The 25,133-nt window shown below is 72.8% G+C and carries 25 protein-coding genes and 1 pseudogene; 17 read left to right on the forward strand and 9 right to left on the reverse strand.

The features are described 5' to 3' along the window. Positions 1–25 precede the first annotated feature (25 nt). Positions 26–562: an HXXEE domain-containing protein gene (locus AC07CM_RS10950; RefSeq protein ID WP_478876032.1), complete on the forward strand. Its 537-nt coding sequence runs from the start codon at positions 26–28 to the stop codon at positions 560–562. A 6-nt stretch (positions 563–568) separates the two neighbouring features. Here the strand turns inward: AC07CM_RS10950 and AC07CM_RS10955 are convergent, their stop codons facing one another. After that, positions 569–1,633 (reverse strand): acyl-CoA dehydrogenase family protein, encoded by a 1,065-nt coding sequence (locus AC07CM_RS10955; RefSeq protein WP_478876033.1) that lies wholly within the window; start codon positions 1,631–1,633, stop codon positions 569–571. Between the two features lie 147 nt (positions 1,634–1,780). On the opposite strand from AC07CM_RS10955, the gene AC07CM_RS10960 reads away from it, so the two are divergent. The 8 genes from AC07CM_RS10960 (at position 1,781) to AC07CM_RS10995 (ending at position 8,937) form a co-directional block, all read left to right on the forward strand. Next, positions 1,781–2,131, forward strand: a complete 351-nt coding sequence (locus AC07CM_RS10960; protein ID WP_478876034.1) for a YciI family protein — start codon at positions 1,781–1,783, stop codon at positions 2,129–2,131. Beyond that, positions 2,131–3,333: an RNA polymerase sigma factor gene (locus AC07CM_RS10965; protein ID WP_478876035.1), complete on the forward strand. Its 1,203-nt coding sequence runs from the start codon at positions 2,131–2,133 to the stop codon at positions 3,331–3,333. The genes AC07CM_RS10960 and AC07CM_RS10965 overlap by 1 nt, the downstream gene beginning before the upstream one ends. A gap of 123 nt (positions 3,334–3,456) precedes the next feature. Further along, complete coding sequence (locus AC07CM_RS10970) at positions 3,457–4,779, forward strand: aldehyde dehydrogenase family protein (RefSeq protein WP_478876036.1); 1,323 nt, start codon at positions 3,457–3,459, stop codon at positions 4,777–4,779. Between the two features lie 38 nt (positions 4,780–4,817). Continuing rightward, positions 4,818–5,723: an aldo/keto reductase gene (locus AC07CM_RS10975; protein ID WP_478876037.1), complete on the forward strand. Its 906-nt coding sequence runs from the start codon at positions 4,818–4,820 to the stop codon at positions 5,721–5,723. 273 nt (positions 5,724–5,996) lie between these two features. After that, positions 5,997–6,368, forward strand: coding sequence for a BlaI/MecI/CopY family transcriptional regulator (locus tag AC07CM_RS10980; RefSeq protein ID WP_478876038.1), 372 nt, complete (start codon positions 5,997–5,999; stop codon positions 6,366–6,368). Then, positions 6,365–7,291 carry a M48 family metalloprotease gene (locus AC07CM_RS10985; protein ID WP_478876039.1) on the forward strand — a complete coding sequence of 309 codons (927 nt, stop codon included), beginning with the start codon at positions 6,365–6,367 and terminating at the stop codon, positions 7,289–7,291. Before AC07CM_RS10980 ends, AC07CM_RS10985 begins: the two co-directional genes overlap by 4 nt. A 99-nt stretch (positions 7,292–7,390) precedes the next feature. Then, positions 7,391–7,798 (forward strand): VOC family protein, encoded by a 408-nt coding sequence (locus tag AC07CM_RS10990; protein ID WP_478876040.1) that lies wholly within the window; start codon positions 7,391–7,393, stop codon positions 7,796–7,798. A gap of 59 nt (positions 7,799–7,857) precedes the next feature. Next, complete coding sequence (locus tag AC07CM_RS10995) at positions 7,858–8,937, forward strand: adenosine deaminase (RefSeq protein WP_478876041.1); 1,080 nt, start codon at positions 7,858–7,860, stop codon at positions 8,935–8,937. Here AC07CM_RS10995 and AC07CM_RS11000 read toward each other — a convergent pair. From AC07CM_RS11000 to AC07CM_RS11010, 3 genes are all read right to left on the reverse strand, one after another. Further along, a complete protein-coding gene (locus tag AC07CM_RS11000; protein WP_478876042.1) occupies positions 8,919–9,434 on the reverse strand; it encodes a mycothiol transferase in 516 nt (171 codons plus the stop codon). The genes AC07CM_RS10995 and AC07CM_RS11000 overlap by 19 nt on opposite strands. A gap of 28 nt (positions 9,435–9,462) precedes the next feature. Next, the gene (locus AC07CM_RS11005) at positions 9,463–10,965 is read right to left on the reverse strand and encodes a carotenoid oxygenase family protein (protein ID WP_478876043.1); all 1,503 of its coding nucleotides are present in this window, start codon (positions 10,963–10,965) and stop codon (positions 9,463–9,465) included. A 67-nt stretch (positions 10,966–11,032) separates the two neighbouring features. After that, positions 11,033–11,947, reverse strand: coding sequence for a LysR family transcriptional regulator (locus AC07CM_RS11010; protein WP_478876044.1), 915 nt, complete (start codon positions 11,945–11,947; stop codon positions 11,033–11,035). Positions 11,948–12,059: 112 nt separating this feature from the next. On the opposite strand from AC07CM_RS11010, the gene mgrA reads away from it, so the two are divergent. Beyond that, the gene (mgrA, locus tag AC07CM_RS11015) at positions 12,060–13,052 is read left to right on the forward strand and encodes an L-glyceraldehyde 3-phosphate reductase (protein ID WP_478876045.1); all 993 of its coding nucleotides are present in this window, start codon (positions 12,060–12,062) and stop codon (positions 13,050–13,052) included. Between the two features lie 65 nt (positions 13,053–13,117). On the opposite strand, the gene AC07CM_RS11020 is transcribed toward mgrA, so the two are convergent. Next, positions 13,118–13,363 (reverse strand): DUF1905 domain-containing protein, encoded by a 246-nt coding sequence (locus tag AC07CM_RS11020; protein WP_478876133.1) that lies wholly within the window; start codon positions 13,361–13,363, stop codon positions 13,118–13,120. Between the two features lie 199 nt (positions 13,364–13,562). Then, positions 13,563–13,946: a nuclear transport factor 2 family protein gene (locus AC07CM_RS11025; protein ID WP_478876046.1), complete on the reverse strand. Its 384-nt coding sequence runs from the start codon at positions 13,944–13,946 to the stop codon at positions 13,563–13,565. A gap of 314 nt (positions 13,947–14,260) precedes the next feature. Here AC07CM_RS11025 and AC07CM_RS11030 point away from each other — a divergent pair, with 314 nt between their 5' ends. From AC07CM_RS11030 to AC07CM_RS11045, 4 genes are all read left to right on the forward strand, one after another. After that, on the forward strand, positions 14,261–14,671 hold the full coding sequence (locus tag AC07CM_RS11030) for a hypothetical protein (protein ID WP_478876047.1): 411 nt from the start codon (positions 14,261–14,263) through the stop codon (positions 14,669–14,671). Between the two features lie 83 nt (positions 14,672–14,754). Continuing rightward, a complete protein-coding gene (locus tag AC07CM_RS11035; protein ID WP_478876048.1) occupies positions 14,755–17,094 on the forward strand; it encodes an ABC transporter ATP-binding protein/permease in 2,340 nt (779 codons plus the stop codon). Positions 17,095–17,101: 7 nt separating this feature from the next. After that, positions 17,102–17,659, forward strand: a complete 558-nt coding sequence (locus AC07CM_RS11040) for a hypothetical protein (RefSeq protein WP_478876049.1) — start codon at positions 17,102–17,104, stop codon at positions 17,657–17,659. After that, complete coding sequence (locus AC07CM_RS11045) at positions 17,659–18,663, forward strand: serine/threonine-protein kinase (RefSeq protein ID WP_478876050.1); 1,005 nt, start codon at positions 17,659–17,661, stop codon at positions 18,661–18,663. Before AC07CM_RS11040 ends, AC07CM_RS11045 begins: the two co-directional genes overlap by 1 nt. Here the strand turns inward: AC07CM_RS11045 and AC07CM_RS11050 are convergent. After that, positions 18,660–19,928 (reverse strand): streptophobe family protein, encoded by a 1,269-nt coding sequence (locus AC07CM_RS11050; protein ID WP_478876051.1) that lies wholly within the window; start codon positions 19,926–19,928, stop codon positions 18,660–18,662. The genes AC07CM_RS11045 and AC07CM_RS11050 overlap by 4 nt on opposite strands. Positions 19,929–20,102: 174 nt before the next feature. Here AC07CM_RS11050 and AC07CM_RS11055 point away from each other — a divergent pair. Both AC07CM_RS11055 and AC07CM_RS11060 read left to right on the forward strand, forming a co-directional pair. Continuing rightward, positions 20,103–21,377 (forward strand): annotated as a pseudogene (locus AC07CM_RS11055) (DUF6777 domain-containing protein); the annotation flags it as partial. Positions 21,378–21,829: 452 nt separating this feature from the next. Continuing rightward, positions 21,830–22,282, forward strand: a complete 453-nt coding sequence (locus AC07CM_RS11060; protein WP_478876052.1) for an ATP-binding protein — start codon at positions 21,830–21,832, stop codon at positions 22,280–22,282. A gap of 103 nt (positions 22,283–22,385) precedes the next feature. Here AC07CM_RS11060 and AC07CM_RS11065 read toward each other — a convergent pair whose 3' ends face one another. Beyond that, positions 22,386–23,273 carry an RNA polymerase sigma factor SigF gene (locus tag AC07CM_RS11065; protein ID WP_478876134.1) on the reverse strand — a complete coding sequence of 296 codons (888 nt, stop codon included), beginning with the start codon at positions 23,271–23,273 and terminating at the stop codon, positions 22,386–22,388. A gap of 230 nt (positions 23,274–23,503) precedes the next feature. On the opposite strand from AC07CM_RS11065, the gene AC07CM_RS11070 reads away from it, so the two are divergent. Then, on the forward strand, positions 23,504–23,899 hold the full coding sequence (locus tag AC07CM_RS11070; RefSeq protein WP_478876053.1) for a helix-turn-helix domain-containing protein: 396 nt from the start codon (positions 23,504–23,506) through the stop codon (positions 23,897–23,899). Between the two features lie 22 nt (positions 23,900–23,921). Here the strand turns inward: AC07CM_RS11070 and AC07CM_RS11075 are convergent, their stop codons facing one another. Continuing rightward, the gene (locus tag AC07CM_RS11075; protein ID WP_478876054.1) at positions 23,922–25,127 is read right to left on the reverse strand and encodes an epoxide hydrolase family protein; all 1,206 of its coding nucleotides are present in this window, start codon (positions 25,125–25,127) and stop codon (positions 23,922–23,924) included. Positions 25,128–25,133 lie beyond the last annotated feature (6 nt).

Genomic DNA, 25,133 nt, shown 5'->3' on the forward strand with positions numbered 1-25,133 from the left:
ACCCGCCCTGGCAGACTGCGGGTTCATGGCACGAGAACCGCTGGATGTGGGGGCGTCCGTCACCCTCGGGCTGCTGGCCGCCTGGGCTCTGCACGACACCGAGGAAGTGGTGATGGTGCCGCGCTGGGTGCGCACGCGGCTTCCGGAGCTGCGCAAGAGGTTTCCGGGGGTGCCCGAGACGGTGTGGCGGCAGCTGGAGTCGGTGGACGGCCGCGAGTTCACGACGGCCGTCGCCGCGATGGCCGTCGTGGTCGCGGCGGCCGCGGCCGACGGGCACCGCACCGGCGGTCGCTCCGCCGTCTACCAGACGGCACTCAACGGTTTCGGCCTGCACGGGGTGGTGCACCTGGCCCAGGCGGCCGTGTTCCGCGGCTACACACCGGGCTCGGTGACCAGCCCGCTGCTGGTCGTACCGTTCACCCTGTGGGCCCGCGGCCGGCTGCGCCGGGCCGGGGTCCTGCGCCCCACCCGCCCGCGCGACGCGGCCCAGGGCCTCGCGTTCGCCGCCGCGGCGGCGGTGGGCACCCACGCCCTGGCCCGCCGCATACGGCGCCGCCACTGAACCGGTTCATCCGTGGGCCGCGTCCGCCGAGCCGGTCCGGGCCCCGGCCAGGGCCCGGAGGTGGGCCCGGCGTGTCTCCGTCGTCTGGCCCTGTACCAGGAGGAACAGCCCCTCGCGGGCGAGGCGTTGGGCGGGACTGGTCAGGGACATCGCGCGGCCGCCGCCGGCCACCACCGCCGCGGTGGTGGCGGCGCCCAGCACCTCGTACGCCTCCGCCCGCACGGCCAGCCTTTCCTCGGCCCGCTCCTGCGGCACGGGGTGGTCGGCCAGGGCGTAGGCCCGGCGGCGGACGTCTGCGAGGCGGGCGCGCAGCGGTCCGGAGGACTCCTCGTCCAGCAGGGACAGCGCCGCCCGCGCGACGCCGAACACCGCCGGGTTGGCGTTGAGGGTCCGGGTCCGGTCGCCGGGCGCCCACCGCTCGTACGGCGTCCGCAGCGCCACCGCCTCCTCGGGCACCCGCAGGCCGTCCAGGTCCAGCGACACCGTACGGGCGGCGGTGAGCGCGGCGAGCCGCATCGGCTCCGACGCCCGCAGCCCCGGCTGGTCGCGTGCCTCGACGAAGGCGAACACGACCTCACCCGCCTCGCTCGTCCCGGCCAGCAGCATCACATCGTTCAGGCCCCATCCGGTGTACCAGGGGACGGTCCCGTCGAACCGCCAGCCGTCCCCCGCCCGCCGGACCCGCACCGGGACGCGCGGGTAGGCCCGCAGGTGCGCGTACGCCACCCCGGACAGCAGCTCGCCCCGTGACATCGGCCCCAGCAGCCGCTCGCGCACGGGTAGTCCGCTCTGCGCCAGGGTCTGCACCGGCGTGTGGTGCTGCGTCTGCACGAACCACGTCGAGCAGCACGCCCCGGCCAGGATCTCCGCGGTCTCCCGCAGCACGGCCGGCGGCGCCCCCGAGCCGCCGTACGCGACCGGCGCGACCACCCCGAGCAGCCCCGACCGCTTCACCGCCGCGATGTGGCTCGCGGGGACGCCCTCCCGGTCCACCCGCTCGGCCTCGGGGACGAGCAGATCGGCGGCGAGCCGGCGGGCGGAGGCGACGAGCGGATGCGCGGTGTCGGTCATGGGGGAGATTCTTCCGAAGATTCCCGCCGGATTTTTCTTCCCGTTCCGTGGGGCGCGCTGTCGATCCGGGCTGTCGCCGTTCGTGTAGGAGGTGACAGACACCCCTGAGACCGGGAAGACGCCCGGCAGGACACCAAGGAGGACGTCATGAAGCACTACCTGCTCAGCGTGGTCCAGCCCGCCGGGGGACAGCCGCCCGCCCCCGACGCACTGGCGGAGATCATGCGCGACGTCGAGGCCTTCAACGACGAACTGCGCGCGGCCGGGGCCTGGGTCTTCGCCGGCGGCCTGCACGGCCCGGAGACCGCCACCGTGCTCCGGCCCAAGGACGGCGACGTCCTGATCACCGACGGCCCCTACGCCGAGGGCAAGGAGTACCTGGGAGGGCTCTGCCTGATCCGGGCCGCCGACCTGGACGAGGCCCTTGAGTGGGGGCGCAAGGCCGCTCTGGCGACCACCCTGCCCATCGAGGTGCGGCCGTTCGTGGACCAGCACTGATGACCGGCGCGCCCGGCGTCGAGGCCGTCTTCCGCGCCGAGTACGGGCGCGCGGTCTCCGTCCTCGTCCGCCTCCTCGGCGACATCGACCTCGCCGAGGAGGCGGTGCAGGACGCCTTCGCGACCGCCGTGCGCACCTGGCCGCGGACCGGAATGCCGCCGAGCCCGGCCGGCTGGATCATCACCACCGCCCGTAACCGGGCCGTCGACCGGTGGCGACGCGAGTCCTCCCGGGATGCCCGGCACGCGGAGGCCGCCCTGCTGTACGCGCCCGACGCACCGCCCGAGGAGGGCCCCGTGCGCGACGACCGGCTCCGTCTGATCTTCACCTGCTGCCACCCCGCGCTCGCCCCGCAGTCCCGGGTCGCCCTCACCCTGCGCCTGCTCGGGGGCCTGAGCACCGCCCAGATCGCGCGCGCCTTCCTGGTCCCCGAACCGACCCTCGCCCAGCGCCTGGTGCGGGCCAAGGCGAAGATCCGCGACGCGGGCATCCCGTACCGCGTGCCGCGCGACGCGGACCTGCCCGACCGGCTCGGCGGCGTCCTCGCCGTCGTCTACCTGATCTTCAACGAGGGCTACAACGGCGATCCCGCCCTGTGCGCGGAGGCCGTGCGCCTCGGCCGGCTGCTGGCCGAGCTGATGCCGGACGAGGTCGAGGTGACCGGCCTGCTCGCGCTGATGCTGCTGATCGAGGCGCGCCGGCGGGCCAGGCGGGACGCGGACGGTGCCCTGGTGCCGCTGCCCGAGCAGAACCGCGAACTGTGGGACCGCGAGAGGATCGCCGAGGGCCAGGACCTGGTGCGCCGCTGTCTGCGCCGCGGCCGGCCGGGGCCGTACCAGATCCAGGCCGCCCTCAATGCCGTGCACAGCGACGCGCCGACCGCCGCCGCCACCGACTGGGGGCAGATCCTCAGCCTGTACGACCAGTTGACGGCCGTGGCTCCCTCGCCGGTCGTCGCGCTGAACCGGGCGGTCGCGGTGGCCGAGGTGGAAGGCCCGGCCAAGGCCCTGAACCTGGTCGACTCCCTCGCCCTGAGCCGGTACCACGTCCTGCACGCCGTGCGCGCCGACCTGCTCCGGCGCCTGGACCGGCCCGCCGAGGCGGCGAAGGAGTACGAGGCGGCGATCGAGCTGGCCGGGAGCGAGGCCGAGCGGGCGTATCTGCGGCGCCGCCGAGAGGATCTCGAGCACCCGGCGACGTGAGCCTCGTCACCGCCGCCGGACCTCGGAATTTACTTGGGCATCTGAAAGGTTGGCATTTACATCTGACCCTGACGAGATCCAGGGCCCGGGCCGACGTTCCCGGGCACCACCAGCGAGGCACACGTGAACCACTCCGCCCCCGAGCAGCCCGCCGACGTCGTGGCCCGGCTGCGCGCCACCTTCCGCACCGGTCGCACCAAGCCCGTCGAGTGGCGCACCGACCAGCTCCGGCGCCTGCGCGCGATGCTCACGGAGAACGGCGCCGAGCTCGCCGCCGCCCTCCACGCCGACCTGGGCAAGAGCGGCACCGAGGCGTATCGCACCGAGATCGACTTCACCGTCCGCGAGATCGACCACACCCTCGAGCACCTGGCCGAGTGGCTGAGGCCGGAGCCCGCGCCCGTCCCGGCTCACCTCGGCGCCGACGCGACGGCCTGGACGCAGTACGACCCGCTCGGCGTCGTCCTCGTCATCGCCCCCTGGAACTACCCGGCCCAGCTCCTGCTCGCCCCGATGGTCGGCGCGCTGGCCTCCGGCAACGCCGTCGTCGCCAAGCCGAGCGAACTGGCCCCGGCCACCTCGGCCGCCCTCGCCAGGCTGATACCGGCCCACCTGGACACCGACGCGGTCGCAGTGGTGGAGGGCGGCGTCCCGGAGACCACGGCCCTGCTGGCCGAGCGCTTCGACCACGTCTTCTACACCGGCAACGGCGCCGTCGGCCGCATCGTGATGCGCGCCGCGGCCGAGCACCTCACCCCGGTCACCCTCGAACTGGGCGGCAAGTCCCCGGTGTTCGTCGACCGCGGCACCGACCTGGACGTGGTCGCCGACCGGCTCGCGCGCGGCAAGTTCCTGAACGCGGGCCAGACCTGCGTCGCCCCCGACTACGTCCTCACCGACCCGGAGACCGCCGCCGCGCTGGAGGCCGCAGTCGCCCGTGCCGTCGAGGGCCTCTTCGGCACCGACCCGCAGGCCTCTCCCGAGTACGGCCGGATCGTCGACGAGCGCCACTTCGACCGGCTCTCCGCCCTCCTCGGCTCGGGCCGGACGGTGGTCGGCGGCGGCAGCGACCGTACGGACAAGTACATCGCGCCGACCGTGCTCGCCGACGTCGACGCGCACTCGCCCGTCATGCGGGAGGAGATCTTCGGCCCGATCCTGCCGATCGTCACCGTGCCCGGCCTGGACGCGGCGATCGACTTCATCAACGACCGCGACAAGCCGCTCGCGCTGTACGTCTTCTCCGAGTCCGAGGAGACGCGCGGCCGCATCGCCGCCGAGACCTCCTCCGGCGGCCTCGGACACGGCCTGCCACTCGCCCACCTCACCGTCTCAGACCTGCCGTTCGGCGGAGTGGGGGAGAGCGGCATGGGCAGCTACCACGGGCGGTACTCGATCGAGACGTTCAGCCACCGCAAGGCGGTCCTGGCGAAGCCGCTCGGCTGAACTCCGCACGCACGCAAGGGATGTGCCAGACTCCGCGGATGACCGCTGAAACGATCAACGCGGAAGCGTCCGGCACCTTCGAGCTCGGCGACCTGCCCGTCCGCCGCATCGGCTTCGGAGCGATGCGGCTGACGGGCAGCGCCGCCTTCCACCTGGGCACCCCCAGCGACCGCGCACGCTCGATCGCCGTCCTGCGCAAGGCCGTGGATCTCGGTGTGAACCACATCGACACGGCCGCCTTCTACTTCTCCTCCCTGCGCTCCGCCAACGAGATCATCAACACCGCCCTCGCCCCGTACGCCGACGACCTGGTCATCGCCACCAAGGTCGGCCCCTTCCGGGACCACCACGGCGAGTGGGGTGCCCCGGCCCGCCCCGACCAGCTGCGCGGGCACGTCGAGGAGAACCTGCGGCAGCTCGGCCGTGACCATCTCGACGTGGTCAACTTCCGGCGCCAGCAGCAGGACTCCATCGCCGAGCACTTCGGCGCCCTCGCCGAACTGCGGGAAGCGGGACTGATCCGGCACCTCGGCGTGTCCGGCGTCCAGCCGCGCCACCTCGCCGAGGCGCTCGAGATAGCCCCGGTGGTGTGCGTGCAGAACCGGTACGCCATCGACCGTCCCGATGCCGTCGACGACGAGGTGCTGCGCATCTGCGGCGAGCGGGGCATCGCGTTCGTGCCGTTCTACGCCGTGGCGGGTGAGGCCGGACCCCGGAAGGCGGACACCTCGCACGACGACGAGGTGCTCGCCATCGCCCGTGCACACGGAGTGAGCCCCGCCCAGATCCGCACCGCCTGGACCCTCCACCAGGGCCCGCACGTCCTCGCCATCCCGGGCACCGGCAACCCGGACCACCTGGCGGAGAACGTCGCGGCGGGCGCCCTGCGGCTCACGCACGAGGAGCTGGGACGGCTGAACGCCCTGCACACGACGGCCGGCTGACCGGGGGCAGGGCGGAGCCCGCACTCCGTCCGGACGGGCACGGGCGGTGACCGCGGAACCGGATCGCCCGCAGGGGCGGCGGACGGGTCGCGCGCAGGCTTTCGGCCGTGGTGAGCAGCCCCTCTCATAATGGGCCTGCGGGTGCCGGGCCACCGTCACGGCACCCGGGTGACTACAATCGGGTGACTACAATGATGTAGACGGCCTTCCGGGGCGGTCCGGACGGTTTGGGCGAGGACGACGGTGGACGAAGACGGGGTGAGGAACGTTCCCATGACCGACGCCAAGGACGAACGCCGGCCTGCCGGCGAGCTCGAAGCGAGTGTCATGGCCGCGCTCTGGGCCGCCGGAGCGCCCCAGACGACCGGCCAGGTCCAGCTGAGCCTCGGCGCGGACCTCGCCCGTACGACGGTGACCACGATCCTCACCCGCCTGCACGACAAGGGCATGGTCGAGCGGCAGCGTCATGGCCGCGGTTACGCGTACTTCCCGTTGCAGGACGCCCAGGGCCTCGTCGCCCGCCGGATGCACAGCGAGCTGAACCGGGACAGCGACCGCGAGACCGTCCTCGCCCGGTTCGTCGCCCAGCTCAGCCCGGCCGACGAACGCATCCTGCGGGACCTGCTCGAATCCGACGACCGATGACCGCACTGCTCCTGCTGCCCCTGCTGCTGCCGTTCGCCCTGCCGGCACTGGCCCGGCGCACCCTGGGCCGGCTCGCCCCGGTCGCCGCGCTGTGGGCGATAACGGCGTGCGCGGTCGTCCTCGCGGGCTGTTCGCTGGCCGCGCTCGGCTCCATCGTGCTGACCGGCCTGCTCAGGCTGCCGCTGTTCGCCGCCCTGGGCGAACTCATCCACCCGCTGCGCACCGCCTCGGACCTCGTCGTCCTCCCCGCCGCAGCGACGTCCGTCGGCGCCCTCGCCGTGTGCGGCTGGACCCTCTGCCGCTCGGTCCTGCACCAGACCCGCGCCTTCCGGGCCGCCCGCACGGAGGCCGGGCGCCGGCCCGCAGCGGGCGACCTGTGCGTCGTCGACTCGCCCCGCCCCGACGCCTACGCGCTGCCCGGGCGCCCGCATCGCATCGTCGTCACCACCGCCATGCTGCGCAGCCTCGACGGTCCCGAGCGGGAGGCGCTGTTCGCGCACGAGCGGGCGCACAACGAGGGCGGTCACCACTACTTCCTCGCCGCCGCCGAACTCGCGGCGCACTGCCATCCCGCCCTGCGCCCGGTACGCGAGACCATCCGGCTGGCCGCCGAGCGCGCGGCCGACGAGGCGGCCGCCGTCTCGGTCGGCGACCGGCGGCTGACCGCCCGGGCCATCGCCCGCGCCGCCCTGGCCGGTCAGGCCGCCCGTTCCGACCGCCCCGACTTCGCCGCCGCCGCGACCACGGGCCCGGTCCCGCAGCGCGTCCGGGCCCTGCTGGCCGCCCCCCGGGCCTCGGGTCGGACCGGCCGCCGCGTCGCGGCCCTCCTCCTCGCCTGCACCGCCGTGTCCTGCGTGGCCGCGGTGACCGGGATGGCCGACTTCCACCACCGGGTGGAGATCGCCCAGGGCGAGCGGCCCTGACCTCCTGACGGTCCGGCGACCACCCTTGCGGGGGCGACTGGCGTCGTCGAAGTTTTACGTATAACCTCTCCGGCTAACCACCCCCACCGGAAGGCCCCGATGCGACGCGTTGCCCTGGTCACCCTCGTCGTGGACGACTACGACGAGGCCATCCGCTTCTACACCGAGGCCCTCGGATTCCGGGTTGCCGAGGACGAGCCCCGGCCGGACGGCTCCCGCTGGGTGGTCGTGGAGCCGGGGCCGCGCGGCCAGGGCGCGACGGGCCACGGCACCGCCCTGCTGCTGGCCCGGGCCAAGGGCGAGGAGCAGCGCGCCCGGATCGGGGACCAGACCGGCGGGCGGGTCGGCTTCTTCCTGCACACCGACGACTTCGCCCGCGACCACGCCCGCATGAGCGCCGCCGGCGTGACCTTCCTGGAGGAGCCGCGCCACGAGCCGTACGGCACGGTCGCCGTGTTCCAGGACCTGTACGGCAACCGCTGGGACCTGCTCCAGCCCGCCGGCTGAGCCTCCTCCCGCCGCACGCTCCCACCGCTTTGAACCACCCGTCCAAGGAAAGACCCGCCATGTCTGCTACGCGCGTAGATACCGAAGTGATCCGCCGCCTGCCCAAGGCCGTCCTGCACGACCACCTCGACGGCGGCCTGCGCCCCGCCACCGTCGTGGAGCTCGCCGCCGCGGTCGGCCACACCCTGCCGACCACCGACCCCGACGAGCTGGCCGCCTGGTACTTCGAGGCCGCCAACTCCGGCGACCTGGTCCGCTACATAGCGACCTTCGAGCACACCCTCGCCGTCATGCAGAACCGCGAGGGCCTGCTGCGCGTCGCCGAGGAGTACGTCCTCGACCTCGCCGCCGACGGCGTCGTCTACGCCGAGGTGCGCTACGCCCCGGAGCTGAACACCAAGGGCGGGCTGACGCTCAGCGAGGTCGTGGAGACCGTCCAGGAGGGTCTCGCCGCCGGCATGGCCAAGGCGGCCGCCGCCGGTACGCCCGTCCGTGTCGGCACCCTGCTGTGCGGCATGCGGATGTTCGACCGGGTCCGCGAGGCCGCCGACCTGGCCGTCGCCTACCGTGACGCCGGTGTCGTCGGCTTCGACATCGCCGGCGCCGAGGACGGTTTCCCGCCCGCCGACCACCTGGCCGCCTTCGAGCACCTGCGCCGCGAGAACGTGCCCTTCACCATCCACGCCGGCGAGGCGCACGGCCTGCCCAGCATCCACCAGGCCCTGCAGGTGTGCGGCGCCCAGCGCATCGGTCACGGGGTGCGCCTCACCGAGGACATCCCCGACCTCGCGGCCGGCAAGCTCGGCCGCCTCGCCTCCTGGGTGCGCGACCGCCGCATCGCGCTGGAGATGTGCCCCACCTCCAACCTGCAGACGGGCTGCGCCACCTCGATCGCCGAGCACCCCATCACCGCGCTGAAGGACCTGGGCTTCCGGGTCACCCTCAACACCGACAACCGTCTGGTCTCGGGCACGACGATGACCCGGGAGATGTCCCTGCTGGTCGAGGAGGCCGGCTGGACCGTCGAGGACCTGCGCACGGTCACGGTGAACGCCCTCAAGAGCGCGTTCATCCCGTTCGACGAGCGCAACGCCCTCATCGAGGACGTGGTCCTGCCGGGTTACGCGGCCGCGCTCTGAAGCAGCCCCTTGAGGTAGGAGGCCTGTCCGACGTGCTGAAGGTCGTCGGACAGGACGCTCACCAGGCGCACGCCCAGTGTGACCGGAGGATCCCAGCGCTCGTCCACGACCCGCTCCAGATCCTTGGCGGCGAGGGAGCGCAGGGCGCCCAGAGTCTGCTCGTGCACGGCGTCGTAGTACCCGGTGAGCAGTTCGGCCGACTCGACCCGCACCTTCGCGACCTTCGCGGGACCGTGCCCGTACCCGGTGTCGTGACGGGGCAGGTCGAGCCCGAAGCGTTTCTCCCAGCCCTGGGACAACCAGACCTGGTCGAGGTCGAAGGCGTCGGCGAGGTGGTCGTCCTGCACCCGGGTCAGGTGCCAGACCAGCCAGGCGACGGAGTTGGCGTCGGGCGCCGGGCGGGAGTGCAGCTCGTCCGGTCCGAGGCCGTCGAGGGCGGCATGGACTTCTTCCTGGATACGGCCGTAGCCGTCGATGAGGATGTCCTTTGCATGCATAAGGTCCACCATCGCGCATCGCCCGCGGTCATGCGTCCGGAATCCAGCTCCCGTGGAAGCCGAGCGGCACCCTCCCGGGCAGGTGCACCCGGGCCACCGGCTCGCCGGTGAAGTCCTGCGCCGCGAGGATCACCAGGTCGGCGGCCCCCCGGTCGGGGTTGTGGACGTACGCGACCGCGTAGCCGTCGTCCTCCGCCGCCTTCACCGCTCCGGGATCCCTCGGTACGAACACCGCCTCGCCCGCCGCCGCGTCGCGGGGCAGCCGGTGCACCTGGGTGGTGCCGCGCAGCAGATCGTGCTTGATGAGCGCGTTGGAGAAGGCCTCGTCGGGCGGGTTCCCGCCGTTCGGGGTCAGATACGCGGCCGTCAGGTCGGCGGCCGCGGCCGAGTACCCGTACCGGTGCCGGCGGGAGACCAACGCCTCGTTCACGCGCGGGAATTCCTGCGGCCGGTCGTCCAGGACCCGCCGGCGGACCGACCCGTGCCGTGGATCGACCGTCCAGCGTTCCAGCTTCGTCGTGCCCGCCCCGTAGGGACCGTCCGAACCGCGGCCGGCCACGTGGAAGGGAGCCGGGTAGGTCGTCACGTCGACCACCACGCGCGCACCCTCGTCGTAGGCGTTGAGCGTGTGCGAGTAGAACACCGGGTCCACGCCGAACCAGCGCACCGGACCGCCCGCGCGCGGCAACAGGCCGATCCGCGCCGGGTGTTCGGGGTTCCAGACGTACGGCACCGGGGCGCCGCGCCCGGCAGCGGCCGCGTCGAAGGTGACCGGGATGTCGAAGAGCACGACATGCCGTTCGGTGAGCGCGAAGTCGTGCATCATCGGAGCGCCCGCCAGCGGCACACGGGTGGTCCGGGTGACGTCGCCCGCCCGGCCCACGACCAGGTGCCGCACGTGGTCCCAGGCCGGGTAGTAGGCGATCGCGTGCAGTTCGCCGGTGAGTGGGTCCAGCTTGGTATGGGCGGCGAAGGCGCCGTCCAGGGTGCCCCGGAAGTCGTACGGGCCCACCGTGGCGAGGTCGCCGTCCAGTTCGTAGGGAGCCGGGCCGCTCTCCTGCAGGGCCAGTATCCGGCCCCGGTGACCGATGACATGGGTGTTGCAGGCGAAGTCGTCCTGCGGCGCCGGGCCCGGGCGCGGCTCCCCGAGCTTCTCTGCCACCGCGGCGGACCGCACCCACCGGTTGCGGTACCACTCCGCCCTTCCCTCGCGAAGCCGCACCCCGTGCACCATGCCCTCGCCGAGCATCCAGTGGTGTGCACGGGGATCCTCCAGGCCCAGGACGTTGGGGCCGTTGCGAAGGAAGCGGCCGTTCAGCTCGCGCGGGACGCGGCCGGTGACCGGCAGGTCGAAGGCCGTCAGCTCCTCGGTGACGGGCGTGAACGCTCCCTCCAGAAAAGGAAAGTGACGCTTCGTCCTCGGGTCGGCCGGCCGGGCCGCCGCCCGTTGGCCGGCCGTTCCGGCGAGCGCCCCCGCCGCCGCGACGCCGGCCGCGCCCCGCAGCACCGTCCGCCGTGTGTGTTCCGTCATCTTCCGTACCCCCGACCGCCCTCGACGTGACTGACTGTCATGAGTCTGCGGCGCCGGGCGGCCGGAATCAGGAGGGCTGGGGCCCCTCCTGGGGTGGTGCCAGGTCCCCTGTCTCCAGCAGCGTGACGAGCGCGCGGGCCGCGGGGCTGGTGGCCCGCTCCGGGGGCAGCAGGGCGACCGTCTCGTACTCCGTCTCGCCCGTGCCCTTCAGCGGGAGTGCCGTGAGCGAGGGCCGCTTGTGCCGGAAGTGCCGGGGCACCACGGCGATGCCGAGGTTCTCGTCCACCAGGTCCAGCAGGCTGTGTACGTCGTTGACCTCCAGCGCGACCGTGCGCCGGACACCGGCCGCGGTGAAGGCGGCGTCGGTGGCGCGGCGCGGCCCCCAGTCCGGGTGGAAGTCCACGAAGACCTCACCGACCAGGTCGTCCGGGGCGAGGAGCGCGCCGGCCGAGGCGAGCCGGTGGCTGGGGTGGCACAGGACGGTCATCGGCTCGCTGGTCAGGGACACCGAGCGCAACTGGTCGCTGTCCGCCCGGGTGCGGTAGGCGAAGGCCAGGTCCAGCCGCCCGGCCGCGACCTCCTCGGCCAGCACTCCCGAGCCCGCCTGCCGCAGCCGGATCTCCACGTCCGGATGCCGCCGCCGGAAGCCCGCCAGCAGCCGCGCCACATGCACCCCCGCGATGCACTGCTCGGTGCCCAGCGCCAGCGTGCCGCGCAGCACGCCCTGCACTGCGGCCACCGCCTCGTGGGCCGAGCGCACCTGCGCCAGGATCCGCTCGGCCTCCACCAGCAGGGCGCGGCCCGCCTCGGTGAGCGTCACCCGCCGGGTGGTCCGCACGAACAGCGGCGCCCGCAGCTCCCGCTCCAGCGCCCGGATGGAAGCCGACAGGCCGGACTGGGACACCATCAGGCGTTCGGCGGCCCGGGTGAAATGCTGGTCCTCGGCGACGGCGACGAAGTGCTGGAGATGGCGCAGTTCCATGATTGAGAAGCCTAACCGCTGAATTCCATCGGATTCTCCTGTTGGACCGCTGTCCACCGCCGGGGGAAGAGTGGGATCCGGTAGACCGTGTGCCAACCCCTCTGGAGTCGCGTTGTACACCGCACACCCCGACCGTTACGCCGACATGCCCTACCGGCGCACCGGACGCAGCGGCCTGAAGCTCCCCGCGCTGTCGCTCGGCCTGTGGCACAACTTCGGGCCCGACCGGCCCGTCGACACCCAGCGCACCATCCTGCGCCGCGCCTTCGACCTCGGCATCACCCACTTCGACCTCGCCAACAACTACGGCCCGCCGCCCGGCGCCGCCGAGTCCGCGCTCGGCGAGGCCCTGAAGGCCGACTTCGCGCCGTACCGCGACGAGCTGGTCGTCTCCACCAAGGCCGGCTACCTCATGTGGCCCGGGCCGTACGGCGAGTGGGGCTCGCGCAAGTACCTGCTCTCCTCCCTCGACCAGAGCCTCGCCCGGCTGGGCCTGGACTACGTCGACGTCTTCTACTCCCACCGCCCCGACCCGGACACTCCGCTGGAGGAGACGATGGGCGCGCTGCACTCGGCGGTGCAACAGGGCAAGGCGCTCTACGTCGGCGTCTCCAACTACTCGGCGGAGCAGACCCGCGAGGCGGCCCGCATCCTCGCCGACCTCGGCACCCCGCTCCTCATCCACCAGCCGCGCTACTCGATGCTCGACCGGCGCCCCGAGGACGAGGGCCTGCTGGACGCGCTGGACGAACTCCAGGTCGGCTCCATCGTCTACTCCCCGCTGGAGCAGGGCCTGCTCACCGGCCGCTACCTCGACGGGATCCCCGAGGACTCCCGGGCCGCGAGCGACAGCCCCTTCCTGAACTCGGACGCGGTCACCGAGGACCTGGTCGGCCGGCTGCGCGCCCTCGACGAGATCGCCAAGTCCCGCGGCCAGACCCTGGCCCAGCTGGCCCTGGCCTGGGTCCTGCGGGGCGGCCGGGTCACCTCCGCCCTGGTCGGCGCGAGCAGCGTGCGGCAGATCGAGGACAGTGTCGGCGCGATCCGCAACCTGGACTTCGACGCGGAGGAGCTGGCGCGGATCGACGCGATCGTCAACGGGTGAGACCGCAGGGCGTGACCGCGGTCGGGCCGTGAGCCGCTCGCCGACGTCCCGAGGGTGGGAGGCGGTCAGGAGCTGAGCCGTTCCTGGAGGTGCACGGTCACCGTGTCGCCCTCGCCCTTGCCGATGGTCCTGCGCACGTCGGCCCTGACGGGCAGCTTGTGGGTGCCGTCGCCCAGGGCCATGCAGGAACTGCGGACCGGATGGCCGTCGACCGTGCCGCGGGCCTTGACCGGTCCGCGGGTGCCGAAGAATTCTGCGGACCGCGGCCGGACGACATATGTCCAGCCTCCTTTCTCCGGGCTTTTCCGCAGGACCGCGGTGAATTCCGCGTCCGCGTTCCCCGTCGTTCCCCGTCGTTTCCGTTGACTTCTGGTTCCTGTCGTTCTTGCCGATGCCGGCCATGACGGTCTCCGCTCGCGGTGATCCTTTCCGGTCCGCCTGTGGACGCGTGTCCCGGGCGCTTCCCTGGAAAAGACCACCGCGAGCCGGAAAACTCATCGCGGCCCGGCCTCAGGCCCCGGCGGGCACCCTGTCCAGGAAGCCCAGCACCTGCCGGATGCGGCCCTCGCCGTCCAGCGTGATCACGTCGAACCCGGCCACCGGCGCCGAGCCGTCCGCCTCGTTCACCAGCTCCCAGCCGAAGCGCGCGGTGTCGTGGTGCCCGTCCACCGCGCCGAGGGGACGGAAGGCGAACCCCGGGAACTGCTCGTGGGCGGCGGCGATCACGGCCGCGATCTGCTCGTGCCCGCGGACGTCGGCGAGCGGGTCGGTGTAGCTGCCGTCCGCGGTCCAGGCCTCGGCGACCGCCTTCCGCAGGGCCTCCGGCTCGGTGGCGTTCCAGGCCTCGAAGTAACGGGCGACGGCGCTGTCGTAGCTGTGGGTGTTCGCGGTCATGGCGAATCAGCCTCCATCGAGGTCGTAACTGCTGGTCGGAAGCCGGATCCGGGAGTTCGTCGATCCGGTGTGAACACCATGCCCGAGCGGCGCCGGCCGGGTCGATTACCTCCCGGGTAATGACGGGCCGTCGTATACCCGGTGCGTTTTCGGCCAGAACGGGCGGTGAATATGCCAGGAGACTGGCCGGAAAGTCGTGGTGACAGTGTTTCTGGGGTGGCGATACTCGAATGTCAGGGGCACTTCACCGCACAGGAGCCGCACGGAAAGCGAGGTCCGGACCGGCACACCGGCGAGGCGACGGGGGAGTGATCGTGCACGACGAATTCCTGTGCCACGTCACGGCGTACGGCACGTGCGGCGGGCAGCGCATCGGCGTACCGCTCGGCACCTATCGTGCGCCGACCCTGGCGCTGGCCCTGTGGTGGTTACGGGACCGCGCGTCCTGGATCGCCGAGCGGCTCGACCCGACCCCGGAGGATTCCTCCTATCCGGCGGGCGCGCTCGTCCCGGTCGCGGACACGGTGGCCGACGTCCCCGCGCTGCTGCGCGCCTGGTGTGCCGATGCCGCCGGGCAGGAGCTGGTGGCCGACGAGTTGGCGGGCGGGCGGATGGTCCGGATCGCCGCCAGCGACGACACCACCGAGTACGAGCTGCTCGCCGAGTCCGTCGACGCCCTGCGCATGCAGCGCACCCTGCCGGCGCTCGTCGTACCCGTCGCCTGACACGTGCCACGGCCGCTCTGGTGCACGCCGTGGACCCTCGACCGCGCGGGCATCTATGAGGGCAGATCGGTAGAATTCAGGCCATGGCGGAGCGACCGGTCGCCCCGACGGCACTCGAACTGGTCCTGGAGACCGACACCGGTTCCACGGTGCTGAGCCCGGGGCAGGACTACCACGTCGGACGCGATCCGCTGAGCGACATCGTGTTCGACGATGCCAGGGTCTCGTGGCATCATGCGGTGCTGCGCTGCGCCGACGACGGCTGGACCCTCAAGGACGCGGCGAGCACCAACGGCACCTACGCCGACGGCCGGCGCATCCAGGAGTGGGACGTCCGCCCCGGCAGCGTCATCCGCTTCGGCAACCCCGACGACGGCCCCCGGGCCGTCCCGGTCGGGCCGCTCGCCCCCGCCGCCGACCGCCCCCCGGCGGTCTGGCACCCCGAACTGACCGGAACCTTCCGTGCCCCGAGCAGCGTACGGCCGCTGCCCGCGCACATGATCCGCATCGGCCGCGGCGCCGACAACGACCTCGTCGTCGACGACCTGACCGTCTCCCGCCACCACGCCGAACTGCGCGCCCGCCCCGACGGCGGCTACGAGATCGTCGACCTCGGCAGCCACAACGGCACCTACCTCAACGGCGCTCCCGTCACCGACGCCCCGGTCGGCCCCGACGACATCATCGGCGTCGGACACACCACGTACCGCCTGGTCGGCGACGAACTGCGGGAGTACGTCGACACCGGCGAGGTCTCCCTCGACGCCCAGGACCTCACCGTCACCGTCGACGGCGGCCGCAAGACGCTCCTCGAGAACGTCTCCTTCCCGGTGGGGGAGAAGTGCCTGCTCGCGGTGGTCGGACCGAGCGGCTCGGGCAAGTCCACGCTGCTGAACGCCCTGACCGGGCAGCGGCCCGCCGACCACGGCACCGTCCTGTACGACGGCCGCGACCTGTACCACGACTACGCCGAACTGCGCGGGCGCATCGGCCTGGTCCCGCAGGACGACATCCTGCACCCCCAGCTCACCGTGCGCGCCGCCCTGTCCTACGCCGCCGAGCTGCGCTTCCCCGAGGACACGGCGAAGGCCGAGCGGCGGGCCCGGGTGGAGGAGGTGATGCGGGAACTGGGCCTGGAGCAGCGCGCCGACCAGCCCGTGCACAGCCTCTCCGGCGGGCAGCGCAAGCGGGTCAGCGTGGCCATGGAACTGCTGACCAAGCCGTCGCTGCTGTTCCTGGACGAGCCGACCTCCGGCCTCGACCCGGGCATGGACCGCTCGGTCATGCACATGCTGCGGGGCCTCGCCGACGACGGCCGCACCGTCGTCGTCGTCACGCACAGCGTCCTCAGCCTGGGCGTCTGCGACCGCCTCCTGGTCCTCGCGCCCGGCGGCCGGATCGCCTACTACGGCCATCCCGACGACGCCCTCGCCTTCTTCGGCTTCGAGCATTGGCCGGAGGCCTTCGAGGCCTTCGACCGCGACCAGGACCGGGACTGGGCCGGGGAGTACCGCGACTCGCCGTTCCACCGGCACTACGTCACCGAGGCCACCACCCAGCCCCGCCACCCGGAGTCCGCGCCGGTCGCCCCCGTGCCGAGGCCCCGCCCGCGCAGCCGGCGCGCCCAGCTGGGCACCCTGGTCCGCCGCTACACCGCCGTGCTCGCCGCGGACCGCACCTTCCTCGCCGTCATGATCGCCCTGCCCTTCGTGATGGGCGCCATGGACCGGGCCCTGGCGGGCGGGAAGCTGATCCAGGACACCGCGATGAACGCGCTGCTCATTCTGTGCGTCGGCGGCGTTCTCACCGGCGCCGCCAACGCGGTGCGCGAACTCGTCAAGGAGCGTGCGGTCTACGGCCGCGAACGCGCCGTCGGCCTGCCCAGATCGGCTTACCTCATGTCCAAGGTCGTGGTGCTCGGCGCGATCACGGTCGTACAGGCCGTGGTCCTCACCCTGGTCGCGCTGCTCGGCGTGGACCTCAATACGCCCGGCGGCCGGGGCGTCCTGCTGCCGCCCCTGGCCGAGATCACCCTCGCCGTCGCCCTGCTCTCGTTCACCGCGATGATGCTCGGCCTGCTGGTCTCCGCGCTGGTGCGCAAGGAGGAGGTGACGATGCCGCTGCTGGTGCTGCTCGCCATCGTCCAGGTCGTCTTCTGCGGCGCCCTGCTCCCGCTGCACGGCGTACCCGTGCTCGAACAGCTGGCCTGGCTGGTGCCCTCGCGGTGGGCGTTCGGCGCCATGGCGAGCACGGTCGGACTCGCCCGGATCGTGCCCGGCGACCTCACCGGCGACCCTCTGTTCCGGCACTCGGCCGGCGTGTGGCTGCTGGACCTGGCCATGCTGGTGGTGCTGTCCACCGGTTACGGCGTCCTGGTCGCCCGGCTGCTGCGCCGGCACGAACCCGCCGTGATACGGAGGTAGGCGAGCGATGAGAGCGTCGAAACCGCCGGCCTCCGTGTTCCGGCCGTCGCACGTCGTTCCGCCGGGCGGCCTGCCCGCGTGGGAGGCCCCGGACCCCGCCCGGCCCACGGTGTCCCTCGACCCGCTGCTGCCCGTGGAACTGGTGGAGCGGCTCGGCGACTGGGGGCACATCCGCTGTGCCAACGGCTGGGCCGCCTGGGTCGACGGCCGCCACCTGGTCGCCGTACCCCAGGACCCGCCCGCCGCCGACGGTCCGCCCGCCGGCACGGCCGACCCGCGCCCCCTGCTGGCCCGCGCCGAACAGGCCCTCGCCGACTACCGGGCGGCGGTCGAGGAGCTGGTGGACGGCGACCTGGACGGGCAGGCCTTCGAGGACCGTACCCGCGGGCTGCGGATCGGGGTCGTGGTCGACGGGGAGTCCATGTGGGTGTACGACCACGACGAAGAGCGCTGGCTGTACGGCGACGGACGGCAGCTGACCACCTACGCCACCGACCGGACGGCCTCGGACGAGGACTCCCACCACGCCTCCACCCGGTTCGCCGCCCCGAAGGGTGAGACCTGATGGCGCGCCAGGCGGGCCTGTCCTCCGGCCGGCCCTCGGAGCTGATCGGGAGCCGGGTGGCCAACTACCTGGTCGAGAGCGAGGTCGGCCGCGGCGGCATGGCCGTCGTCTACCTCGCGCGCGACCTGCGCCTGGACCGCCCGGTCGCGCTCAAGCTCCTGGCCCCGGAACTCGCCCGCAACGACACCTTCCGGCAGCGCTTCACCCATGAGTCCCGGGTGGCCGCCGCGATCGACCACCCGCACATCGTGCCCGTCTTCGAGGCGGGCGAGACGGAGGGTGTGCTCTACATCGCCATGCGGTTCGTCCCCGGCAGCGATCTGCGCCACCTCATGGACGAGCGCGGGCCGTTGCCGTACGACGTCGCCGTGCGCATCGCCGCCCAGGTGGCCTCCGCGCTCGACGCGGCCCACGAGCACGGCCTGGTGCACCGGGACGTGAAACCCGGCAACGTCCTGGTCGCCCGGGGTGCCGACCGCGACCACCCCGAGCACGTCTACCTCACCGACTTCGGGCTGACCAAGAAGTCGCTGTCCCTGACCGGGTTCACCAGCGTCGGCCAGTTCGTCGGCACCCTCGACTACGTGGCCCCGGAGCAGATCTCCGGCCGCCCCGTCGACGGCCGCTGCGACGTCTACGGCCTCGCCTGCGTCGTCTACGAGACCCTGGCCGGACGGCCGCCCTTCCAGCGCGAGGACGACATGGCCCTGCTGTGGGCCCACCAGTACGACGATCCGCCCCCGCCGAGCGAAGCGCGCCCCGACCTCCCGACGGGCGTCGACGCCGTCTTCGCCAAGGCACTCGCCAAGAGCCCGGACGGCCGCTACGACACCTGTCTCGACTTCGTCGCCGCCCTGCGCACCGCCCCATCCGGTGATGTCACCGGCGACCTCGCCGTCGACCCGGCCGACGAGCACCCGGCCACCCGGACGGACCGAAGGCCACCCGTCGAGTCCCGGCTGCCCCCGCAGTGGGCTCAACCCGTGTTCCGCCAGTTCCGCTAGGGCGTGTCGACCCTGCCACGCCGGTGCACCGGCCGGGCCGACAGCGCACCCACGAAGCCGGCGGCCAGCCCCCACAGCGCGCCCAGCCCCACCGCCTGCCACAGCCGGGGTCTGAGGAACAGCTCCCCGGACAGGCCGCCGCCCAGGTCGCCGATGCCGAGCAGGGACAGGCCGTAGTGCGCCGAGATCCGGCACAGCAGACAGACCGTGAGCACCGTCAGGGCCAGGGCGACGGCGAGTCGCAGGGCGTGCTGCCAGGCCGGGACGCGGGCCGGGGAACGCACCGCCATCAGGAACGCGACCGCCGGCACCAGCACCGCGTCCGCGACCAGCAGCCACCACATGCCGCTGTCGTACTCGGTGAGCGTGCGCAGGTTCAGCGTGGCGATGTCGGGGGTGCGCAGGATCTCGTCCAGCACATGCGGCATCGGCAGTCCGAACGGACCGTCCACCCGGCCGTGCCAGGTGGCGCCCTGGCCGAGGGTGAGGGCGATCCAGGCCAGGTTGGGCAGACCGAGCAGAATCACCGCGAACGTCTCGCCGACGTGCCCGTGCGCCGCGGCCGACACCAGCGCGACGAGGAGGCCCAGGGCGACGTACCCGAGCAGCAGGACGACCATGGCGTGCGCCGCCGGCCGCACGGACACGCTGCGGCGCAGCAGCCGGCCGGGCAACGGTGCGCCGGGTGCGGCCAGCAGGGCCAGCACCAGCACCCCGGCGAGCCAGAGCAGTCCGAACACCACGGTCAGCGGCGCGTCCGTGGTGAACCCGATCCTCGGCGCCGCGTCGAAGAGGCTGGTGAGATCGCTGAGGGTGCCGTTGCCCACGTCCACGGCGAAGGTCTGCCGGGCGGCCGACGCGAGGCCGACCAGGGCGCACAGCCACACCACCGCGATCCGGGCGGCCCAGCCGGCCAGCTCCCCGGCCGAGGCGACCGCGCGGTGCCGCAGGGGCCGCAGGAAGCCCGCGCCGATCACCAGGGCGCCGGCCAGCGTCACCGACAGCGGCATCACGGTCAGTCCGGCCCGGGTTCTCGCCAGCGCGCCCGCGTTGCCGGTGAGTTCGAGCGTGCCGCCGACCGCGGTCACCACGGTGGCCACCACCACCCGGACGAACGCACCGTCCGGCAGATCCGCCGCTCCGGCCGCCCACAGCCCCAGCGCCGCGAGCACGGCCATCACGACCAGTCCGGTCAGCACCGTGGCCACGGCCCGCACCCAGCCGTGCCGGGCGGCGGGCCGCGCGGAGGCGGTCGGAGGGCTCACGCCTGCCACGCTAGGCAGCGCCCGGGCATCCCGCCCGCCGGGTGGCCCGTCCGCGTCCGCGTCCGCTTGCGAGGCACCTGGGCCCGGAGCACACAATGGGACGCTGTGGTCTAAATACACAAAACGGGACTTTCTCTGATATAAGCCGCGCTCTCGTGGCGGGAAGAAGGGCTCGTGAGCGTCGAACCTCCGTCCTCCGGCCGCCCGACCGGGCCTCCCTCCGGACCCCTGTCGGGACCCTCCCAGCCCCCCGCCGGACCACCCCCCACGCCACCACCGGGCCGCGGCTCCGGGGCCGGAGGCGGAGAGCCGCACCCGCCGTGGTGGAGGTCAGCTCCTCGCATAGCCGTCATCACCGCGATCGTGGTCGCAGCGGCCGTCGTGGCGGTGGTCCTCACCCGTCCGGGTGGCGGCGGCGCCGCCAAGGGCGAGGTCTTCCTGCAGGCCGCGAACCAGACAGGCCCGGACCCGTTCACCGAGTCGACCGCCACCGACGCCTCCGGCCCGCCGAAGAGCACCTCGAACAGGTCTCCCGCTCCGGGAACCGCCACTCCTCCGGGAACCCCGACCGGGCCCGGAGCCTCCACCGCTTCGGGCACCGGCCCCGCGTCGCGGGCACCGTCGTCGCCCACCAACCAGGTGCGCGCGGTCGAGGGTGGCGCACCGGGCCTGTACAGCGGCGTCCAGAACCGCCCGAGCTGCGACGTGGAGAAGCAGATCAGTGCTCTGCGGGCCGACCCGGCCAAGAACCGCGCGTACGCCGCGCAGGTCGGCGTCCAGCCCGCCGCCGTCCCGGCCTATCTGCGCTCGCTCACTCCCGTGACGCTGCGCGCCGACACCCGCGTCACCAACCACGGCTACCGCGACGGAGACGCCACCGGCTACCAGGCGGTCCTCCAGTCGGGCACCGCCGTCCTGGTCGACGGGCACGGCGTGCCCCGGGCGCGCTGCGCCTGCGGCAACCCGCTGACACCGCCGGTCGCCCAGCGCGCTCCGCGGCCGGTGGGCGACCAATGGACGTCGTACCGGCCCTCGAACGTCATCGTGGTGACACCGGCTCCGGTGGTGGTCAAGGTCTTCGTGATCTACGACCCCCACCACGACAACTGGTTCCACCGCCAACGCGGTGACGACACCGGCCGCCACGACCGGCACACCAGTCCACCGAAGAACACCCACCCCTGGAACAGGCCGGCCTCCTGCCTGCCCACTCCGGGTGCGACGGTGGCACCGGGCGCCACCCCGAGGCCCTGCCCGTCGACGCCGACACCGACGTCCACGTCGAGCGCCCCCTCCAAGCCGAACTCGTCGTCCTCGACGTCTTCGTCGTCGCCGGGCTCGACCTCGCCCGGTTCGAGTTCGCAGTCGCCGTCGTCGGAGTCGCCGTCCAAGACGTCCTCGTCCCAGTCGCCGTCGTCCAAGACGCCGTCCGAGTCGCCGTCCCCGTCGTCTGAATCGTCGTCGAAGCCCGAGTCGTCGAAGTCTGAATCGTCGAAGCCCGAGTCGTCCAAGCCGGAATCGTCGTCGAAGCCCGAGTCGTCCAAGCCGGAATCGTCGTCCAAGCCCGAGTCGTCCAAGCCCGAGTCGTCCAAGCCCGAGTCGTCCAAGCCCGAGTCCTCGTCCAAGTCCGAGTCGACGCGGAACACCACCCCGGGAGCCCCGTCCTCGGTGGGCTCCGAGCCTCAGACCCCGTCCGGCCGGGAACAGTCCTCGCAGGGCGGGCGGTCGGAGACCGGGAACGCCCCGGTGTCGACCGGAAACCCCTCGTCGACATGAGACGACCTGCGCCGTTCCCCGTGCGCGCTCGGCGAACAGACTCGGTGGACTGCCGGACGCCGCTCGGGGTACGAGGACTGGTGCAAGAGCGATCGGCCGGATCGGGCTTCCGGAGAGAGACACGCATGACCGAGTATCTGGGCGGGGCAGTGATACCTACTGGTTTCGACGTACCCGTTGAGCCGCTGCGACGCGCGGCGCACTACACCGGCGAACCCGGATGCATCGCCGAGGCGCGGGTTTTCGCTGCCCAGTTCCTGCAGCAGCTGAGGACCGAGTGGTGCGCGGCCATCGACAGCCGCACCGACGGCGAGCTGCTCCTGGTGGTGAGCGAACTCGTCACCAACGCCGACCAGCACAGCACCGGCCCGTACATCCTGGAGCTGGAGGGCACGGACAGCGCGGTCGTGGTGGCCGTGTACGACAGCAGCTCCGCCCTCCCCCGCCGGTTTCCGAAGAACCCCGAGCGCGTCGGCCGGCACGGTCTGGAGATCGTGCACGTCCTGGCCTCCCAGGTGACGGTGCAGCGCGTCCCGGTCGGCAAGCGCGTGTGCGCGCGGGTGGACCTGAAGCGGTGAGCGCCTCTTTCACGGCTTCTGCGGTCGACTCTTCGCGTTTACGGCCTCTACCGTCGGCTCTTCACGGTGGGCCCGGGCGCAGGGGCGCCCGGGCATCCCGTCGTCAGGCGCAGCCCAGCTCGCCCAGCATCCCCTGGCGCAGGCGCATGATGATCCGCTTGATCAGCCGGGAGACGTGCATCTGGGAGCAGCCCAGCTTCTCTCCGATCTCCGCCTGGGTCGCCTCCTCGACGAACCGCATGTGGATGATCTGCCGATCGCGGTCGCTGAGCTCGGCCATCAGGGGAGCGAGGGCATGGAAGTCCTCGACGAGCCTGAGGCCCTCCTCCTCCACGCCGATGAAGTCCGCGAGCACGGCCTCGCCGTCCTCGGGGCCGTCTCCGGTGAGCGCGGCGTCCAGGGAGGCGGAGTTGTAGCCGTTCGAGGCGAGCTGGCCCTCGACCACCTCGTCCTCGGTGAGGTTCATCAGCGTGGCCAGCTCCGCGACCGTCGGGTCCCGGTCGAGCCGGCTGGACAGCTCCTCGCGGGCCTTGGCCAGCTCCACGCGCAGCTCCTGCAGCCGCCGCGGCACGTGCACCGCCCAGGTGGTGTCCCGGAAGAACCGCTTGATCTCGCCCACGATGTACGGCAGCGCGAAGGAGGTGAACTCGACCTCGCGCGACAGTTCGAACCGGTCGATGGCCTTGATCAGTCCGATCATGCCGGTCTGGACGATGTCCTCCATGTCGTCGCCGCGGCCCCGGAACCGTCCGGCCGCGAACCGCACCAGCGACATGTTCATCTCGATGAGGGTGTTGCGCGCGTACTGGTACTCGTGCGTCCCCTCCTCCAGCTCGACCAGCCGACGGAAGAACTGACGGGACAGCTCCCGTGCGTCACGCGGCGCGACGGACGCCGGGTCCTCGATGCCAGGCAGTGATCCCTCGCCCGTCCTGTCCTGCTCGGTCCTCTCGACGACCTCTGCTTCCGACCGGATCCCGGCGGTGTTCATTACCTCTCCCACGAAAGTCACGGTTCGACGTCTGCCTTGCGGCCTGATGTGTCCGATCCCAGTACAGGTTTTGTCTCGGATACCCGGAATCCGGGCGCCCATGCGTCCCCGCGGCGTCGTTCACCTGGCGGGTACCCCCGGTGACGCGCCGCATGCCCCCGCTCGGCCCCGGTGGCGGGAAATCGGCGCTGTCCACGCGCGACGGCACAGCCGGGCTCTAGGGTGAGGGGGTGACCGACCAGGTGAGCGACGACGCCCAAGTGATTCCGCTGCGCCCTCAGCCCGCCCGGCCGGGCGGCCCGGAGCCCGCTCCCAGAGAGCCTCTGTGGCGGGATCTCGTCGGTGAGGTGCTGCGGCGGGAGCGGCTGGCGCAGGAGCGCACGCTGCGGGACGTGGCCGACGCGGCCCGTATCTCTCTGCCCTACCTCTCGGAGATCGAACGCGGCCGCAAGGAGGCCTCCTCCGAGGTCCTCGCGGCCGCCGCCCATGCGCTCGGCCTGGGGCTCGGCGACCTGCTGTCGCTCGCGCACGGCGAGCTGACCCGGCACACGGCCACGAGCCGTCGTACGGCTGTGGCGCCACGGCACCCGTACCGGCCGTACAACGGACTGTGCCTGGCCGCCTGAGGCACGACCCTGCCTCGTACGCTCAGCCGATGCTCTTCTCGCTCAGTTGCCGGAAGAAGGCCCGGACGTCGGCGGCGAGCAGGTCCGGCTCCTCCATGGCCGCGAAGTGGCCGCCGCGGTCGAACTCCGTCCAGCGCACGATGTTCTCGGTCCGCTCCGCCTTGTGCCGCAGCGGGATCTGAGGCTCGGCCGGGAACAGGGCGAGGGCCGTCGGCACCGTCGACGGCCCGGCGGGCCGGGCGGTCCGGCCACGGGCGTGAGCCCGCTCGTAGTAGAGGCGCGCGGACGAACCGGCCGTGCCCGTCAGCCAGTACAGTATGACGTTCGTCAGCAGCAGGTCCCGGTCGACGGCCTCCTCCGGCAGCTCGGCGCAGTCGCTCCACTCCCGGAACTTCTCCACGATCCAGGCGAGCTGCCCGACCGGGGAGTCCGTCAACGCGTAGGCGAGGGTGTGCGGCCGGGTCGACTGCAGCACCGCGTACCCCGTGCCCTCGCGCGACCACTCCGCCCACCGCCGCCACGAGGCGAGCGTGTTCTCCCGCTCCCGCGGGCCGAGCGCACCCAGCTCCTCGGCGTCGGGCTCGGTCGCCGCCTGGGCGCCCGGCAGCAGGGTGAGGTGGACGCCGATCACCCGGTCGGGGTGGGCGCGTCCCAGCTCGCGGGAGATCACGGCGCCCCAGTCGCCGCCGTGCGCGCCGAACCGTTCGTAGCCGAGCCGCCGCATCAGTTCCGCCCAGGCGTCGGCGACCCGGCCCGCCTCCCAGCCGGGCTGTGCGGTGGGCCCGGACAGCCCGAAGCCCGGGAGGCTGGGGACGACCAGGTGGAACGCGTCGGCCGCCTCGCCGCCGTGCGCCACGGGATCGGCGAGCGGCCCGGCCACATCGAGGAACTCGACGATCGAGCCGGGCCAGCCATGGGTCAGGATCAGCGGGGTCGCGTCCGGCTCGGGAGAGCGCACATGCGCGAAGTGGAGGTGCGCCCCGTCGACCGTGGTGGTGAACTGTGGCCACTCGTTCAGCCGTGCCTCGGCCGCTCGCCAGTCGTACCCGTGCCGCCAGTACCGGGCCAGCTCACGCAGATAGCCGTCCGGGACGCCGTACTTCCACCCCGCCCCCGCCAGCTCGGCCGGCCAGCGGGTGCGGTCGAGCCGGTCGTACAGGTCGTCCAGGTCGCTCTGAGGGACCGACAGACGGAACGGCCGGACGGTCTCGGCGGACACGGAGGTCATGGCCCG

The sequence above is a fragment of the Streptomyces sp. NPDC044061 genome (assembly GCF_056434305.1).